We start from the raw sequence: 15,344 nt of genomic DNA, 5'->3' as shown, positions 1-15,344 counted from the left end.
GACATAGCCGCCATTGCTTGAGTCTCCAGAGTCGCTTGCAACGTCTTCTTAAACCATTTTCTTAAGAAAAATTGATAGAATTAACCTATAAATTTCAATGACTTAAACTTAATTCATCCTAATGCCGTTTGCGTATTGCAGAACGGAATTAAACTTTGTTAACTATTTGGGCTTAGGGTTCAGTCATATCCAGTAGGGTTGGGCATGAGGCGGCTGCCACCGCCGGACCTCATGTGTTCCAGCAGGAACGAATGACAAGGGGAATATTAATGCGGGTACTCCTTATTGAGGACGACAGCGCCACAGCGCAGAGCATCGAGTTGATGCTCAAGTCCGAAAGCTTCAACGTCTACACCACCGATCTCGGTGAAGAAGGCGTCGATCTCGGAAAACTCTACGATTACGACATCATCCTTCTGGATCTGAACCTGCCTGACATGAGCGGTTACGAGGTGCTCCGCACCCTCCGCGTCGCCAAGGTACAGACCCCGATTCTCATCCTGTCCGGCCTGGCCGGTATCGAGGATAAAGTTCGCGGCCTCGGCTTCGGCGCCGATGACTACATGACCAAGCCGTTCCACAAGGACGAACTGGTCGCCCGCATCCACGCCATCGTCCGCCGCTCCAAGGGCCACGCCCAGTCGGTCATCCAGACCGGCGACCTCACGGTCAACCTCGACACCAAGACCGTCGAAGTTCAGACCCAACGCGTGCACCTCACCGGCAAGGAATACCAGATGCTGGAGCTGCTCTCGCTCCGCAAAGGTACCACGCTCACCAAGGAAATGTTCCTCAACCACCTCTATGGTGGCATGGATGAGCCCGAACTCAAGATCATCGACGTGTTCATCTGCAAGCTGCGCAAGAAGCTTTCCGTTGCGACCGGCGGCAAGAACTACATCGAAACCGTCTGGGGCCGTGGCTATGTGCTGCGCGAGCCCGACGAAAACGAAGCTTACGCCGAAAACGTCGCCTGATAGGCCGCTGCGGGCGACCGCATCGCCCACTGCGACAATTCACCAGCCCCGTGCGACAGTGTCGCGCGGGGCTTTTGCTTGGTGCCTCCACTAGCCTCGGGGTGACGATGGAGAACACACCAATGGGCAAGCCCTATCGCTACCCGCCGGACGGCGCCCTGATGACCTACTTCCAGGCAGGGGATTTCCTCGACAGCCAGAGCGTCCCCCTGCCCCATCCCGCCCCCGACGCGGCCGGGCTGACCATCGCCATCTTCTTCAACATGCCCGGCTGGGTGCGGGTGCTGCTCGGACTGCGCAACCTGCTGATGGCGCCCTTCGGCCTCAAGACCGGCACTGCGCGCGACATTGCCGCTCCAACCCGCGAGCAGATCAACACCTGCAGCTATTCCGGCATTTTCGCGGTCCATTCGGCCACGGCCGACGAAGTGATCCTGGGCACGAATGACAAGCATCTCGATTTCCGCGTCTCCATTCTCAAGGACGAAACCGCCGATTGCGTGAGCCTCAGCACCTGGGTCAGGCCGCACAATTTTTTCGGCCGCGCCTATCTCGCCCTGGTCTACCCCCTCCACCGCCTGATCGTGGCGCGGTGCCTGGCCAACGCCAGTAAGCTCGGATTGACCGCTCCGGCCTGACGCCGGAACAAAATCTTTGTGCGCCATGTCGAAATCTGCGCGCGCCAATCGTTGTCTGCTCAGAACACCCAATCTGAGGAGACATTCATGTTCCGCACCGCCGCCATCATCGCCGCCACGACCCTCTTGACCAGCACCGCCTTCGCCCAGTCCGAACCCAAGGGCGACACCATCGAGGTCAATGGCATGCAGATGTATTATGAGGTCTCCGGCTCCGGCGACCCGCTGGTCGTCCTGCATGGCGCCTATATGAATATTCCGAGCATGGGCGAGATCATCCCCAAATTGGCCGAGACCCACACCGTCTATGCCCTCGAATTCCAGGGCCATGGCCGCACCACCGATATCGACCGGCCGATCACCTATCCCAACCTGGCCGATGACGTTGCCGCCTTCATGGATGCCGTCGAACTCGAAAAGGCCGACGTCTTCGGCTATTCCATGGGCTCGGCCGCCGCTCTGCAACTGGCCATCCGCCACCCCGAAAAAGTCGACCAATTGGTGGCCGCCTCGGTAGCCTACGACGTCTCCGGCTGGCAGCCAGCCTTCACCGCCTTCATCCCGCAGATGGCGCCCGAAATGTTCGTGGGCACCCCGATGGAGGATGAATACAAGAAGCTGGCCGTAAACAAGGATGGCTTCCGCGCCCTGGTCGAAAAACTGATCGCCCTGGAAAAAGAGCCAATGGCCTGGGAGGCCGACGTCAAGGTCCTCAAGGCGCCCATGCTGATCATTGCCGGGGACGCCGATGTCTCGACGCTTGAGCACAATGTCGCCCTGTTCCGCCTGCTCGGCGGCGGTGTGATGGGCGACATGGGTGAACCGCTGCCGGCCTCGCGCCTGGCCGTGCTTCCCGCCACCTCCCACACGGCCGTCATCAACCAGGTCGAATTGCTGCATGCCTTTATCGAGCCCTTTCTCCAGGGCGAGACTCCAGCCGGGTTCATGCAGTAACCTCTTGAAAGGACAGTGAAATGCGCTTCATGATCCTTGTCAAAGCCACACCGGAAAGCGAGGCGGGCGCCATGCCCGCCTCCGACGCACTTGTGGCCATGGGTCGCTATAACGAAGCCCTGATCGACGCCGGCGTGCTGCTGCATGGCGAGGGCCTGATGGCCTCCGGCAAAGGGGTTCGCCTCCGTTTCGACGGCAATCGGCTTACCCTTACCGAGGGCCCCTTCCCGCAGACGAGCGAGCTGCTGGCCGGCTTCTGGCTGATCGACGTCAAGTCGCGCGACGAGGCGCTTGCCTGGTGCCGCCGCCTTCCCTTTGAGAGCGGCGAAGAAATCGAACTACGTCAGGTCTTCGAAACCGCGGATTTCGTTGCGGAGGGCTCCGCCCGGGACCACCTTCAACGCGAACAGTCCTGGCGCGACCAGACGCAGCGGCCATTGACCAGATAGGGTTGGCGGCCACTATGTTACCGCCCGGGCAAAAGACCGGGGTAATCTTGCGCGTCCGCCCGCTTGCGCTGGTCGGTCCATCCTGCTTTCATCCCGCCATGACCAGCCAGTCCGAAGCCCACCGCGCCATCACCGCCGTCTGGAAGCTCGAACAGCCACGGCTGATCGCCAGTCTCACCCGCATGGTGCGCGATATCTCGCTGGCCGAGGAGCTGGCGCAGGACGCGCTGGTCATAGCGCTCAAGAACTGGCCGGAAGGCGGCGTGCCCAAAAATCCGGGCGCCTGGCTGACCCAGACCGCCAAGCGCCGTGCCATCGATTATTTCCGGCACAAGAAAATGGCGGCCACCAAGCTGGTCGAGGTCGGCCATGGCATTGAAACCGATGTCCCCGACCATGTCGAAGCCCTGCATGACGCCATGGATGACGATGTCGGGGATGATCTGCTGCGCCTGATCTTCACCTCCTGCCATCCCATCCTGCCGGCCGAATCCCGTGTCGCGCTCACCCTGCGTCTGCTGGGTGGCCTCACCACGGAGGAGATCGCCCGCGCTTTCCTCGCCGCCGAGCCGACCATTGGTCAGCGCATCGTGCGGGCCAAAAAGACCATTGCCGACGCCAATATCCCCTTCGAGGTGCCGCGTGGACCCGAGCGCGCCGAACGGCTCGCCTCGGTGCTCGGCGTGCTCTACTTGATCTTTAACGAGGGTTATTCCGCCACGGCAGGCGACGACTGGATCCGCCCCCAGCTCTGCGAGGAAGCCACCCGCCTGGGCCGCATTCTGGCGCGCCTGGCACCCGACGAGCCCGAAGTGCATGCTTTGGTGGCGCTGATGGAAATCCAGTCGTCCCGCCTCGGCGCACGGACGGACGCCAAGGGCCATCCCATTCTCCTGCAGGATCAGGACCGCGCCCGCTGGGACCAATTGCTGATCCGCCGCGGCCTCGCGGCTTTGGCGCGAGCTGAGGAACTGGACGGCGCCGACGCCCCCTATGCCCTGCAAGCCGCCATCGCCGCCTGCCATGCCCGTGCCCGCCATGCTGAAGACACCGACTGGGCTCGTATCGTTGCCCTCTATGCCCGGCTGGCGCAGGTGACGCCGTCGCCGGTGATCGAGCTGAACCGGGCGGTAGCGATCTCCATGGCCGAAGGGCCAGCCGCGGCATTGGTATTGATCGACTCGATCAAGGATGACCCTGCGCTCAAGAACTATCATCTGCTCTATGGCGTGCGCGGGGATATGTTGAGCAAATTGGGACGGCACACCGAGGCCATGCTGGAGTTCCGCCGCGCGGCGCAACTCACTCATAATGAACGAGAAAAAGCGTATCTGCTCAACCGTGCCGAGGCCGGTTAGGCGGCCAGGTCCGGCTCGAATTTGGCTTCGAGGATGCGGCGGTCGAAGGGCTTCATCATGTAGTCGCTGGCACCGGCCTTGAGGGCCATGGCGATGGCGCCGATGTCGTTTTCGACAGTACAATAGACGACATGCGGCTTCTCGCCGCCAATATAGGCACGCAGCAGCTTGAGAAATTCCAGTCCGCTCATGATCGGCATCTGCCAATCAAGCAAAATGGCGTCCGGCATTTCCTGCCGGCATTTGTCGAATGCTTCCTGCCCGTCTTCGGCTTCTTCAACGATATAGTCGAGATCTTCCAATATCCGCCGCGCGACTTTGCGCACGACTGTAGAATCATCGACGATCAGGCAGGATTTCATCTCCGGGCGGGCTCCGCATCGGCTCACACATTGTGCACCTTAGCGCCACCTCGCTTAGGAATTGGTTAGCAGACTGTGCTCATTCAGCCGCTGCAACCACAGCTTTTGGTGTCGCGGTGAGGAAAAACTGGTCGTTTTCCAACCCGATGGCGATATCCATATCGGTCATGCGCGCGAGCAGCCCGGTATAGAAGGGCTGAATGCCCCGGGCATCGACAAAGCCCTCCTCGGGCGTACCCGAAAGCAACCCCGCCGAACCGGAGGGTACCAGCGTCTTCTGCCGCTTTTCCGGATCGCTCTTGGAGGTGAAGGCGAATTTCTCCTGGCCCGCTTCGCCGGTGATCGAAGCCGCCACCTGCCCGCCGCGCGGCACCGAGCCGGCCGCGATCAGCAGCATATTCATGAAGAGCTTGGCCTTGTGCTTGGGCAACAGGATCAGCGGCACCTGCCAGTCGAGATCGGCCTTTTCGATTTCGAACAGGATACGGGCCACGCGCTCGCATTCACGCGTATCGATATCGGTGCCCGAGGTCGAGGACGCGCCATAGGCCAATCGGGCGAATTCGAGCTTGGCCCGGCTCTGCTTGGCAGCGCTGGCAATGAGATCGCGCGCGCCTTCGGCCATGTCCCCCTGGTTGGGATCGCCCAGCACTTCGAGCCCGTTGCCGATGGCCCCGATCGGGTTGATCAGGTCGTGGCAGACCCGGCTACACAGCATGGCGGCCAGATCGGTGGCCTTGAGCTCGATAATGTCAGCCATGAATGTCTCCGGAAGCGGCAGGGAATCACTAACAGGAACTTTAGTGGCGGATGGCCTTTCGCACTACTGCGTGGAGAGCGTTTTGGACAGAACCTGCCAATTCTCTTCCGCCTTGATCGCCGCAGCATCGGGCGCGAGCAGGAATGCCTCGCGATTGCCGGGGGAATAGAAGAGGTAAAGCCGCTGCTTGAACACGGTATAGATGCGCGGGTCGCTGTCGGACAGGAACCCCCGCGCCATGGCCATGGCGCCGTGCCCGCCGAATTGGGGAGCGTAGGTTTCCGGGGCCCGCATGAAGATGTCGCGATTGGCAGCACTGGCGAAATTCCACGCCACCCCGCCCCACACATATTCGATATCGCCCCGCCCCAGCAGGGGTGCCGGTTCGACGAAATAGGACACCGGGTCCATGCCGAAAATGGCAATGCCGGTCAGCGGATCAGTGACGATTGCGGTGACCACCGACTGCGCCCGCACAGGCGCGATTGCGCCGGAAAACGCCCCGAAAAGCGGCAGAACAAAGGCAAGCATGGTTAAGATTTGTTTACAGCTTTGCTTCATCATCGAGCCACTATTGGCCTGCCTTGTGCAGCCAGAAGCGGATTTTGGGTAACAAACCTTAAGGTCCCCGTAATTGCGGCCGCGCCGCCCGCCAGGAGTTCGTCCATGCTCAAGCGCATCCTTGTCACACTCGCCCTGCTTGCATCCCTGCTGGCCCCTGCCACGGCTTTCGCCCAAGGCTCGCTCAGCGACAGCTATTCGGGCGAGGAACTGGTCGAGAGCGGCAAGCAGTTCTTCGGCTCCACCTCGCAGGGCCTGGCCTCCATCGTGGAACGGGCGGTGAGCCAGTTCGGCCTGCCCAATGGCTATATTCTGGGCGAGGATGCCGGCGGGGCCCTGTTTGCTGGCGCCCGCTATGGCGAAGGCACGGTCTATACGCGCAATGTGGGCCAATATGCCGTCTTTTGGCAGGGCCCCTCGATCGGCTTCGACATTGGTGGCGACGGCTCCAAGGTCATGATGCTGGTCTACAATCTCTCCCAAATTCAGGACGTGCTGGGGCGCTATGCCGGCGTCAACGGCTCCGCCTATGTCATCGGCGGCTTCGGCATGACGGTGATCAAGCGCGGCGATGTGGTGATGGTGCCGATCCGCTCGGGCGTGGGCGCCCGGCTGGGCATCAATATCGGCTATCTCAACTTCACCAACGAGCCGACCTGGAACCCGTTCTGATCGGGATATCAACTGGGCAATTTGGCGTCAGGTTTTTGCTTCAGACGCCTTCAAGAACACGGTGTCATCCCGGCGAAGGCCGGGATCCATGCTGTGAAGTACCCTCGAACGCCGGTACCAGTGGAAGCATGCGGACATGGATTCCGGCCTTCGCCGGAATGACACGGTGGGTGATGCGAGTCCTCAGAACACTTCCGTTGCAGGAGTCTTGTGGGTGGTGCAGCGATTTGTGCGCCCCCGCCCTCACACAGTCAGCCATTCGTTGATCGCCGGGCGGGCCAAGACCTCGCCCATTTTTGCTTCCGCGCCGGACGCGGCCAGATCGAGCGGCAATCGGGTGGGGCCGCAATCGACGCCGATGGCCCGGAAAGCCGCCTTCATGCCTGGCAGGACACCGAAATCCAGCAGGGCCTCGACAAAATCCTGCGACAATTGCTGCAAGGACTGGGCACGGTCGAGCTGGCTCGACCGAACGGCCTGGTCGATCGCCACATAAAGCTTGCCCAAGATATTGTAGGTCGTACCGATGCCGCCATCCGTCCCCAGGGCCGCGGCGGCGGCATAGATCTCGTCAAAACCGTAATAATAGACCCTGTCCGGCCGCCGCCGCCGCAGGCGGGCATATTTGAACAGGTCCGTGGAAGTGAATTTGATGCCCGCGACATTGGGAATGTCGAGCAGGCGCACGAGCAAGTCCAGCGGCAGCGGCCGCCCGGTCCGCAGCGGAATTTCATAAACGATCATCGGCAGCGCCGTCGCGGCGGCAAGGCCTTGATAATAGGCGAAGATTTCCGCGTCGGAAAAGGGATAGGAATGCGGCGGCAGCGCCGAAAGCGCCTGGTAGCCCAGCCGCTCGGCATTGCGGGCAAGGCTGATCGAGTCGCGCAGATTGGCCATGCCGACATGGGCAATCAGCACCGCGCCCGACGCCGCGGCGCTTTCGGCCACGATGCCTTGCTGGGCCAGCAGCTCCTCGCTGGTCAGCAGCCCCGATTCTCCGCTGCTGCCGCCGACATAGAGCCCGGCAAGACCCTGGCGCAGCACATATTCATTGATATTGCGCTGGCGCCGGGGATCGAATTCGCCCTGCTCGCTCAAACCGGTCATCAGGGCCGCAAACATGCCCGATAGACGTTCCGTCATTTATCTGAACCTCAATGCCTCCGGCGACCCTCCCGGCCGCTCCGCCCAGCACTTTGACGCGCCCGCGGCAGTCAACTCAAGCTTTTCTGACTCGGGCTTTTGCCGGTACCATGGCATTAATCACCGCCATGTATGGTTCTCATGCCCAGACCCCCGGGATTCGGCAGCTGCCGGTGACGGAACCGGACAAACCCGTTAGGGTTAATCAGTGGCAAAGATGGCTCTAGCCGGGCTTTGCTGCCAGACAGAAACAGCTCACAAGGATGAGCCGAAGCGCATGGCCTCGGATTACGCAGGATGATGATCGAAAACATCATGTATTTCGCCCTGGGGCTGCTGGTCGCTGCGCTTGTCGGGCTGATCGTCATACCGGCAGTGTGGAAGCGCGCGGTGCGGCTGACCAAGCGGCGTATCGAAGCCGCCACGCCCATTACCATGGCCGAATTCCGCGCCGACAAGGACCAATTGCGGGCCGAATACGCCCTATCCACCCGCAAGCTGGAAATGAATGTCGAATCGCTGCGCAAGCGCCTGGCCGAGCAGTTGAGCCATGGCAGCGACAATGCCGGGGCGCTCAGGACCGAGCGTGAACAGCACCAGACCATTGTCGAGGAACTCGAAGGGCGGGGCGAGCAATTGCGCGGCCGCGTCACCGAGCTGGAACGCGAAAACACCGACCTGGCGCAGCGCCTGCGCATGCGCGACCGCGAGCTCGATACCAGCAAGGCCGAGCTGAGCGCCCTGCGCCAGCCGGCGCACGAGCCCGAGCCGGAGCCCGATACGCTGAGCACGGCCGAAGCCAGCATTGCCAGCGCCGAAACCCGCCTCAATGCCCTATTGGCCGAGGCCGATCCCGAAGAGCCGCTGGCCGACAAGCTGAACCTCGAGGCCGAAACGGAAACGCTGCGCGCCAAGGTTCTGGCGGTGCAATCCGCGATTCTGGCCGATTGGGACACCGACCGGGTCGACGAGGGCCAATTGCGCCAGCGGCTGGGCGATATCGCCGCCAGCGTCGGCCGTCTGGTCTATGCCGCCGACCATCAGCCGGCACTGACCGAAACCCAGGAAGAAAGCCTCTTCGAGCGCGTCCAGCGCTTTGCCGACGATGGCGAGAAGGTAGACCTGCTGCCTGCGCCGAAACCGAGCAAGCGCCGAGGGTCGGTGTCGGATCGGTTGACGGCGCTCAAGGAAATCCGGGGGCGGTAGGGATTGGGGGCTTTCCGCGGTGTCCTAACCCCGAGGCTGGATAGCCTTCAGCATGGATTCCGGCCTGCGCCGGAATGACACCGTGGTTGGTTGCGCGATCTGTGGCACCAGACTCAATGGTGCTCCCCAACTCATCTCCCCCACTGGCGCCTCCCTCGGGCTTGACCCGAGGGCCGCTCTCAACGCGGCACAAGCGGCGAGCGATCCTCGGGTCAAGCCCGAGGAAGGCGATTGTGGAGGTGGAAGCACCGAGTGCAAGCCATTTCGGCGCGAACCCGCAGACGCAACCTACTCCGCCCCGATCACCACGCTGCGCGTCAATTCTCCCGTGGCCTGATCGAACAGGCCCAGCGTCGTGACGCCATCGATCGTATAGGTCACATTGATCGCCCCATCGGCCACCACGGCCGAGACAATCGCTGCCCCGGCCGGGATGGCGACGGTTTCGGCCACGGCTGGTGGCGGCGCATCGCGCATCACGCGATAGACAAGCGCCAGGGCAATCGCCATAAAGCCGAGCAACAGAATGCTGATTGAAAACCGGAACGAGCGGCGCGCCTTGGCGAGCGCAGCCTGCGCCTCGGGCGACAATGGCTCGTTTACATAGGGGCCGTCTGGCCCGGACTCGTTAGGATTGCTCATGGCCGAAAATACCGAAGAAGAATTCGAGGGCGAGGCAGTCGAGATCGTGGTCGATGAGGCCCTGGCCGGCGGAAGGCTCGATGCCGTCCTGGCCAAAGCCCATGATGTGCTGAGCCGCAACCGCCTCAAGGACCTGATCCTGGCCGGTGCGGTCAGCATCGAGGGAACTATTGTCAGTGAGCCCAAGTACCGCGTCAGCGCGGGCGAGACAATCACCCTTCTCGCCCCGCCCCCCGAAGATCCCGAGCCGCAGCCGGAAAACATCCCGCTCGACATCCTCTACGAGGACGATCAGCTCATCGTCATCAACAAGCCCGTAGGCATGGTGGTCCATCCCGCGCCCGGCAGCCCCTCGGGCACGCTCGTCAACGCGCTGATCTATCATTGCGGGGCAAGTCTGCAGGGCATTGGCGGCGTGCGCCGTCCGGGGATCGTCCATCGCCTCGATCGCGACACCTCCGGCGTCATGGTCGCGGCCAAGACCGAGCTTGCGCACAAGCATCTGTCCGAGCAATTCGCCGATCATGGCCGCACCGGCCCGCTGCACCGGGCCTATATCGCCTTTGTCTGGGGCTCGACCGAAACCGCCAAGGGCACGATCGAGGCGCCCCTGGGGCGCGACGCCAATAACCGGCTGAAACAGGCCGTGCGCAAGGATGGGCGCGAGGCGATCACTCATTATTTCGTCGAAGCGCGCTTTGGCGACGTGGGCTGGGATATTACCCGGGTGCAATGCCATCTCGAAACCGGCCGCACCCACCAGATTCGCGTGCATATGGCCTATATCAGCCATCCCCTGGTGGCCGACGCCGTCTATGCCTCGGGCTATGCCACCAAGATCAACCGGCTGCCGCCCGAAGTCGCCGCCCCCATCCAGGCACTGGGCCGGCAGGCGCTGCACGCGGCCGAACTGGGGTTCGAACACCCCACGACCGGCGAGGAAATGTTCTTCGAAGCCCCGCTGCCGCCCGATCTCGAAGCGCTGGAAGAGGCCTTGGAGCCCTATAACAAGGCTTTTGCGCGGTAACAGGTGCCGGCCCGCTGGACACTGGAAAACCCATCGTCCCTGCGCTAGAATGGTTCACGGAAACGCTACTGCCCCGCCGCCCAAGGCCCAGCAACCATTGCGAATTTGTAACGTTTCACGGACACTTCGCGCCCTTACATTCGCGAAGCCGCTACCTATATATGCTCTAAGTTCCGCGAATATGCCGAAATGGATATTTCCGGGGGACTGATCCGCCCGCGCCAAGCGTTGAACGGGCGTCACTACATTCGGCTTTTACGCAATGTAGCGGCAATCCGGCGCCACTAGCATGGGGGATATCAGAAAGGGGTGCATTCATGGCCCAGACAAATCTGCCGGTCCTTTCAAGCGAAGGCGGGCTGAGCCGCTATCTTCAGGAAATCCGCAAGTTCCCCATGTTGGAACCGGATGAAGAATATATGCTCGCCAAGCGCTATAAAGAGCATGCCGATCCCGGCGCTGCCCAAAAGCTCATTACCTCTCACCTGCGTCTCGTTGCCAAGATCGCCATGGGCTATCGCGGTTATGGCCTGCCCATTTCCGAGGTTATCTCGGAAGGCAATGTGGGCCTGATGCATGCGGTCAAGCGCTTCGAGCCGGAAAAGGGCTTCCGGCTGGCCACCTATGCCATGTGGTGGATCCGCGCCGCCATTCAGGAATATGTCCTGCGCTCCTGGAGCCTGGTCAAGATCGGCACCACTGCCGCGCAAAAGCGCCTGTTCTTCAACCTGCGTAAGGTGAAGGGCCAGATCGCCGCGCTCGACGATGGGAGCCTGCATCCTGACCAGATCAAGCAGATCGCCACCACGCTCAACGTCACCGAAGACGATGTGGTGTCGATGAATGCGCGCCTGTCGGGCGACGCTTCGCTGAACTCGCCGATGCGGGCCGACGAAGGTTCCTCGGAATGGCAAGATTGGCTGGTCGACGACACCCCGAGCCAGGAAACGGCTTTGGGCGAAAGCGAGGAGTATACCGAGCGCATGGGTCTTCTGACCAATGCCATGGACGTGCTCAACGAGCGCGAACGCGCCATCTTCAACGCCCGCCGGCTGCAGGAAAACCCGGCGACGCTCGAAGAGCTGGCCCAGCAATATGACGTCAGCCGCGAACGCATCCGCCAGATCGAGGTCCGCGCCTTTGAAAAGGTGCAGGACGCGGTCAAGGAAGCTGCCCGCAGCGCGGCCTAAGCGGTTGAGACAATTTGGAAAAGGCGGGCCCGGTGCCCGCCTTTTTTGTTAGCGCGGCACGGTCTGCATCCACCGCCAGAATGGATCATCGGAGGTTTCCGATTCCATCAGCGCAACATTCCCAACGATTTCCGACCCCCGTTCGGGGATGGTGACATTGAAGGTTTTAGTGATGAACCGGCGGAATTCCTGCGGTGGGCTATAGGGCAGCACATTGTCTGCCCCCAGGATCATGACAAGATCGGAATGTTCCTGTTCCGGCGTTATGGCAAGGGTCTCCGGCCAGCACAGCTCGGAATAGCCGATCGCCATCAGCCGCAGCATGTCGACAGGGTCATCAGCCAAAACGCATGTCATGGTTGAGCCCGAACCCGACCCCATATGCACGATGCTGAGGCCACCATCGTCGCGCCGCCACAACGCCGCATACGAGCCCTCGCCGCCGGTCGGAATGATGGGTGCCAACCGATCCACGTAGCTGGGGTCTTCAGTGCCCAGCCACGCGGCAACATGGCCGGCATCCACAGGCTTGAAGCCGGTTTCGCTCATGAGTTGAGCGCTGGCGGGCGAGAGATAGGCAATTGGTCCATCACGCACAAAGTCATTGGCCGCCATCCAGTCCATGGTCGTAACGAAGGCCTCGGGCAAGGTGACGCCTTGGGGCAGCGAGGCGGCGACCTGCTGAGTGAAACTGCTCATGGCCCAGGCCTCCTGCCGGACTGAAAGGCCGAGTGAGAGCCCGGCCAAACCCGTCAATATATGCCGGCGATTTGTCATGCCATCTCCCTGAGGTCCGCCCCAGCATAGGCGGGCAAAGGCGAATTATCCACCGGGATACCCTCCCGGATCAGCCAAAGGTCTTGGCAAGTGGATACCCCCTCCTAGCCTCCCCCTGATAGGGGGAGGGACCGTTCAGTGGTTAGAACTCGATCCAGTTCCAAGAGTGGAGATATCCCTCCCCCTATCAGGGGGAGGTTAGGAGGGGGTATCCCGACCCCCCCAGCAGCGCCTAATACATCCGGCCCGGCACAAGCTCGTCCGGATTGCTGCCCTGCCAGAAGCCGGGGCGAACCGCGGTCGCCGGACCCCTGCCCGGCGGCAATGGCTGGGGATTGAGCCCCTGCCGGACCCAGGGATTGACAATGCCCGGCGGCAAAGGCTGCGGGTTGAGGCTGACATCCCCACCCTTGCCGCCAACGATGATAATGGCCAGTTCGGACAGGCCGGTGCCAATGGCAATGTCATTGGCCTGCGCGGCGCCGGCCGCAAGCCCGGTGGCAAGCACGAGGGCAACGGCTATGGATCTGCTGATCGACATTTTCGGAAAACTCCTCTCTGATCGCCGGTTATTCCGGCGGCTCCCGATGTGAGCCGCACCGGCTGAAACGGCCTTGAACGGGCCATTCAGAAAGGCGTCACGCAGGGGCGAGGAGCAGGTCGATGAGCGCCGGCAGATGCGACTTGTCGAGGATGAGCAGCCAGGGCGTGTCGTCGGCCGGAACAATCTCGACCCGCCCCCCGAGCCCCTCATTGGACGTACCGAGCCGTCCGCCCGGCGCCAGCGTCAATCCATCCAGCGGATAGAGCAGTCGCTCGGAGCGGGCAAAGCTCACTTCCGCCAGGGGATAGATCGACACCCGCTCGCCCTTGGCGGCTTCGAAGCTGAACGGGCCAATTACGGCCAGCGCCACGTCGACCTCATCCACCAGCAGCAGATGCCGCCGCAGCGCAAATTTCTGCATGGCATTCAGCGCTGACAATGTGTGATCGAGCCGCTTGCCGGTCATGCCCAGCGCCAATGTCAGCGGCGCTGCGGTCGAATAGAGGGCTTTCTCGAAGTCGGTGGTTTCCTGCTCGGCAAGGTGGACGACCCTGGTCCGTTGCTCCCAACCGGTCCGGTTGGAGAGGGAATCAAGATCGCCGATGATCGCGGCGGGCACCAGGCCCGCATCCCCGATTGCATCGCCCCCGCCATCGGCGCCCACCAGGGCGACGCCCCGCCGGTCCAACTCGACCAGCAGAGCCGGGTCCACCACCCCGCCGCCCACAATGGCCAATGGGCCTTCAAACACGATGGGCAGCCCATCCGCGCCGCTCACGGAAGTCTCTTGCACTGTCACAATTCTCGCACTAAGTCTCAGGCGTCTCGCTGGGGTGTTCCGGGTTTCCGGAGCTGAGAATTACCCATTGAACCTGAACCAGGTCATGCTGGCGGAGGAAGTTCGAGATGGCAAGGGCGTCTCGCCACGCTCCACCATTGACACCTATCCCTTCACACATGATCGCTTGAACCGATGAAGGGAATGACCCAATGGTCAAATCCACCTCTCTGGCGCTTGCGGTCCTTGCCGGACTCTTCGCCACGCCCGCCTTCGCCCAGGATGTGCCGGCGCTCAAAATCTATACCTATGATGGTTTTGCCGCCGATTGGGGCCCCGGCCCCCAGCTCAAGGCCGGCTTTGAAGCCATTTGCAACTGCACGGTCGATTTCATCGCCGCGGATTCCTCCATCGGCACGCTGCGCCGTGTGCAGCTCGAAGGCGCCACGACCGAGGCCGATCTGATCGTCGGGCTCGATACCGCCATTGCCGGGGAAGCGCGCGACACCGGGCTGTTTGCCGAGCACAATTTCTATTTCGACAACCTGACCCTGCCCACCGGCTGGACCGACAAGAGCTTCGTGCCCTTCGATTACGCCCATTTCGCCTTTGTCTATGACAGCGACAAGGTGGCCAATCCGCCAAAGTCGTTCGAAGAGCTGATCGCCCTGCCCGACGATTTCAAGATCGTCATCCAGGACCCGCGTTCGGCAACGCCCGGCCTGGGCCTCGTGCTCTGGATCAAGGCTGCCTATGGCGACCGCGCGCCCGAAATCTGGGCCGGGCTCAAGCCCCATATCCTGACCGTCACGCGCGAATGGAGCGAAAGCTACAATCTCTTCCTTGAGGGTGAGGCCGATATGGCGCTCTCCTACACCACCTCGCCAGCCTATCACATCGTCGAGGAAGACGACGATACGATCAAGGCAGCCCTGTTCGAGGAGGGCCATTTCGCCCAGACCGAAGTGGCTGGCGTGCTCAAATCCTCCAAGCACCAGGAACTCGCCTTCCAGTTCCTCGATTACCTGACATCGGCCGACGCCCAGAAGATCATCCCCACCACCAATTGGATGTTCCCGGTCATCGACCTTGGCTATGAACTGAACCCCGCCTTTGGCGCGCTGCCCCAGCCGGAAAAGACCCTGACCCTGCCCGACGCCGAGATCGAGGCGAATACACCTGCCTGGATCGACGAGATGCTGAAGGCGATTCAGTAGGGACCACCGGGATGGTCACAACCACAGAACGGCACCTCCCCCTTGATGGGGGAGGCGGGGAGGGTGCAGATCGTGGCTCGCAGGCATGC

18 protein-coding genes and 1 riboswitch are annotated in these 15,344 nt (G+C 61.9%); of the genes, 10 read left to right on the top strand and 8 right to left on the bottom strand.

From position 1 onward, the window contains the following. Window positions 1-269 precede the first annotated feature (269 nt). The 5 genes from ctrA to QQL79_RS00805 all read left to right on the top strand — a co-directional run bounded on the left by ctrA (window position 270) and on the right by QQL79_RS00805 (window position 4,376). The gene (gene ctrA, locus QQL79_RS00825; protein WP_284387002.1) at window positions 270-977 is read left to right on the top strand and encodes a response regulator transcription factor CtrA; all 708 of its coding nucleotides are present in this window, start codon (window positions 270-272) and stop codon (window positions 975-977) included. A 122-nt stretch (window positions 978-1,099) separates the two neighbouring features. After that, window positions 1,100-1,615 (top strand): DUF2867 domain-containing protein, encoded by a 516-nt coding sequence (locus tag QQL79_RS00820; RefSeq protein ID WP_284387000.1) that lies wholly within the window; start codon window positions 1,100-1,102, stop codon window positions 1,613-1,615. An 87-nt stretch (window positions 1,616-1,702) separates the two neighbouring features. Then, window positions 1,703-2,569: an alpha/beta fold hydrolase gene (locus tag QQL79_RS00815; protein WP_284386999.1), complete on the top strand. Its 867-nt coding sequence runs from the start codon at window positions 1,703-1,705 to the stop codon at window positions 2,567-2,569. Window positions 2,570-2,589: 20 nt separating this feature from the next. Continuing rightward, entirely contained in the window at window positions 2,590-3,018 is a 429-nt protein-coding gene (locus QQL79_RS00810; protein WP_284386997.1) for a YciI family protein, read from the top strand. Window positions 3,019-3,116: 98 nt separating this feature from the next. Continuing rightward, window positions 3,117-4,376 carry an RNA polymerase sigma factor gene (locus QQL79_RS00805; protein WP_284386996.1) on the top strand — a complete coding sequence of 420 codons (1,260 nt, stop codon included), beginning with the start codon at window positions 3,117-3,119 and terminating at the stop codon, window positions 4,374-4,376. Here QQL79_RS00805 and QQL79_RS00800 read toward each other — a convergent pair. From QQL79_RS00800 to QQL79_RS00790, 3 genes are all read right to left on the bottom strand, one after another. Then, window positions 4,373-4,738: a response regulator gene (locus QQL79_RS00800; protein WP_284386994.1), complete on the bottom strand. Its 366-nt coding sequence runs from the start codon at window positions 4,736-4,738 to the stop codon at window positions 4,373-4,375. The two genes, QQL79_RS00805 and QQL79_RS00800, sit on opposite strands and share 4 nt — an antisense overlap. Window positions 4,739-4,817: 79 nt before the next feature. Beyond that, window positions 4,818-5,498, bottom strand: coding sequence for a histidine phosphotransferase ChpT (chpT, locus tag QQL79_RS00795; RefSeq protein ID WP_284386992.1), 681 nt, complete (start codon window positions 5,496-5,498; stop codon window positions 4,818-4,820). Window positions 5,499-5,561: 63 nt separating this feature from the next. Then, a complete protein-coding gene (locus QQL79_RS00790) occupies window positions 5,562-6,029 on the bottom strand; it encodes a YHS domain-containing (seleno)protein (RefSeq protein ID WP_284386990.1) in 468 nt (155 codons plus the stop codon). A gap of 135 nt (window positions 6,030-6,164) precedes the next feature. On the opposite strand from QQL79_RS00790, the gene QQL79_RS00785 reads away from it, so the two are divergent. Continuing rightward, entirely contained in the window at window positions 6,165-6,731 is a 567-nt protein-coding gene (locus QQL79_RS00785; protein WP_284386989.1) for a DUF1134 domain-containing protein, read from the top strand. A 243-nt stretch (window positions 6,732-6,974) separates the two neighbouring features. Here the strand turns inward: QQL79_RS00785 and QQL79_RS00780 are convergent, their stop codons facing one another. Next, window positions 6,975-7,874, bottom strand: coding sequence for a dihydrodipicolinate synthase family protein (locus QQL79_RS00780; protein WP_284386987.1), 900 nt, complete (start codon window positions 7,872-7,874; stop codon window positions 6,975-6,977). A gap of 297 nt (window positions 7,875-8,171) precedes the next feature. Here QQL79_RS00780 and QQL79_RS00775 point away from each other — a divergent pair, with 297 nt between their 5' ends. Next, window positions 8,172-9,080 (top strand): hypothetical protein, encoded by a 909-nt coding sequence (locus tag QQL79_RS00775; RefSeq protein ID WP_284386986.1) that lies wholly within the window; start codon window positions 8,172-8,174, stop codon window positions 9,078-9,080. A gap of 288 nt (window positions 9,081-9,368) precedes the next feature. Here QQL79_RS00775 and QQL79_RS00770 read toward each other — a convergent pair whose 3' ends face one another. Next, window positions 9,369-9,722 (bottom strand): DUF6476 family protein, encoded by a 354-nt coding sequence (locus QQL79_RS00770; RefSeq protein WP_284386983.1) that lies wholly within the window; start codon window positions 9,720-9,722, stop codon window positions 9,369-9,371. On the opposite strand from QQL79_RS00770, the gene QQL79_RS00765 reads away from it, so the two are divergent. Both QQL79_RS00765 and rpoH read left to right on the top strand, forming a co-directional pair. After that, window positions 9,721-10,749 carry an RluA family pseudouridine synthase gene (locus QQL79_RS00765; RefSeq protein WP_284386982.1) on the top strand — a complete coding sequence of 343 codons (1,029 nt, stop codon included), beginning with the start codon at window positions 9,721-9,723 and terminating at the stop codon, window positions 10,747-10,749. The genes QQL79_RS00770 and QQL79_RS00765 overlap by 2 nt on opposite strands. Before the next feature lie 317 nt (window positions 10,750-11,066). After that, complete coding sequence (gene rpoH, locus QQL79_RS00760) at window positions 11,067-11,939, top strand: RNA polymerase sigma factor RpoH (RefSeq protein ID WP_284386980.1); 873 nt, start codon at window positions 11,067-11,069, stop codon at window positions 11,937-11,939. Between the two features lie 48 nt (window positions 11,940-11,987). Here the strand turns inward: rpoH and QQL79_RS00755 are convergent, their stop codons facing one another. From QQL79_RS00755 to QQL79_RS00745, 3 genes are all read right to left on the bottom strand, one after another. Then, complete coding sequence (locus tag QQL79_RS00755; protein WP_284386978.1) at window positions 11,988-12,638, bottom strand: hypothetical protein; 651 nt, start codon at window positions 12,636-12,638, stop codon at window positions 11,988-11,990. A gap of 310 nt (window positions 12,639-12,948) precedes the next feature. Then, a complete protein-coding gene (locus QQL79_RS00750) occupies window positions 12,949-13,257 on the bottom strand; it encodes a hypothetical protein (protein ID WP_284386976.1) in 309 nt (102 codons plus the stop codon). Between the two features lie 97 nt (window positions 13,258-13,354). Beyond that, the gene (locus tag QQL79_RS00745; RefSeq protein WP_284386975.1) at window positions 13,355-14,038 is read right to left on the bottom strand and encodes a thiamine diphosphokinase; all 684 of its coding nucleotides are present in this window, start codon (window positions 14,036-14,038) and stop codon (window positions 13,355-13,357) included. A 41-nt stretch (window positions 14,039-14,079) separates the two neighbouring features. Further along, window positions 14,080-14,176, top strand: a riboswitch (TPP riboswitch). Window positions 14,177-14,250: 74 nt separating this feature from the next. On the opposite strand from QQL79_RS00745, the gene thiB reads away from it, so the two are divergent. Further along, window positions 14,251-15,255 (top strand): thiamine ABC transporter substrate binding subunit, encoded by a 1,005-nt coding sequence (thiB, locus tag QQL79_RS00740; RefSeq protein WP_284386973.1) that lies wholly within the window; start codon window positions 14,251-14,253, stop codon window positions 15,253-15,255. Window positions 15,256-15,344: the final 89 nt, after the last annotated feature.

It is taken from the genome of Devosia yakushimensis (assembly GCF_030159855.1).
Classification (GTDB): Bacteria; Pseudomonadota; Alphaproteobacteria; order Rhizobiales; family Devosiaceae; genus Devosia; species Devosia yakushimensis.
Note: the sequence above shows the minus strand (reverse complement) of the source record. Positions and strands in the feature narration are given on the sequence as shown.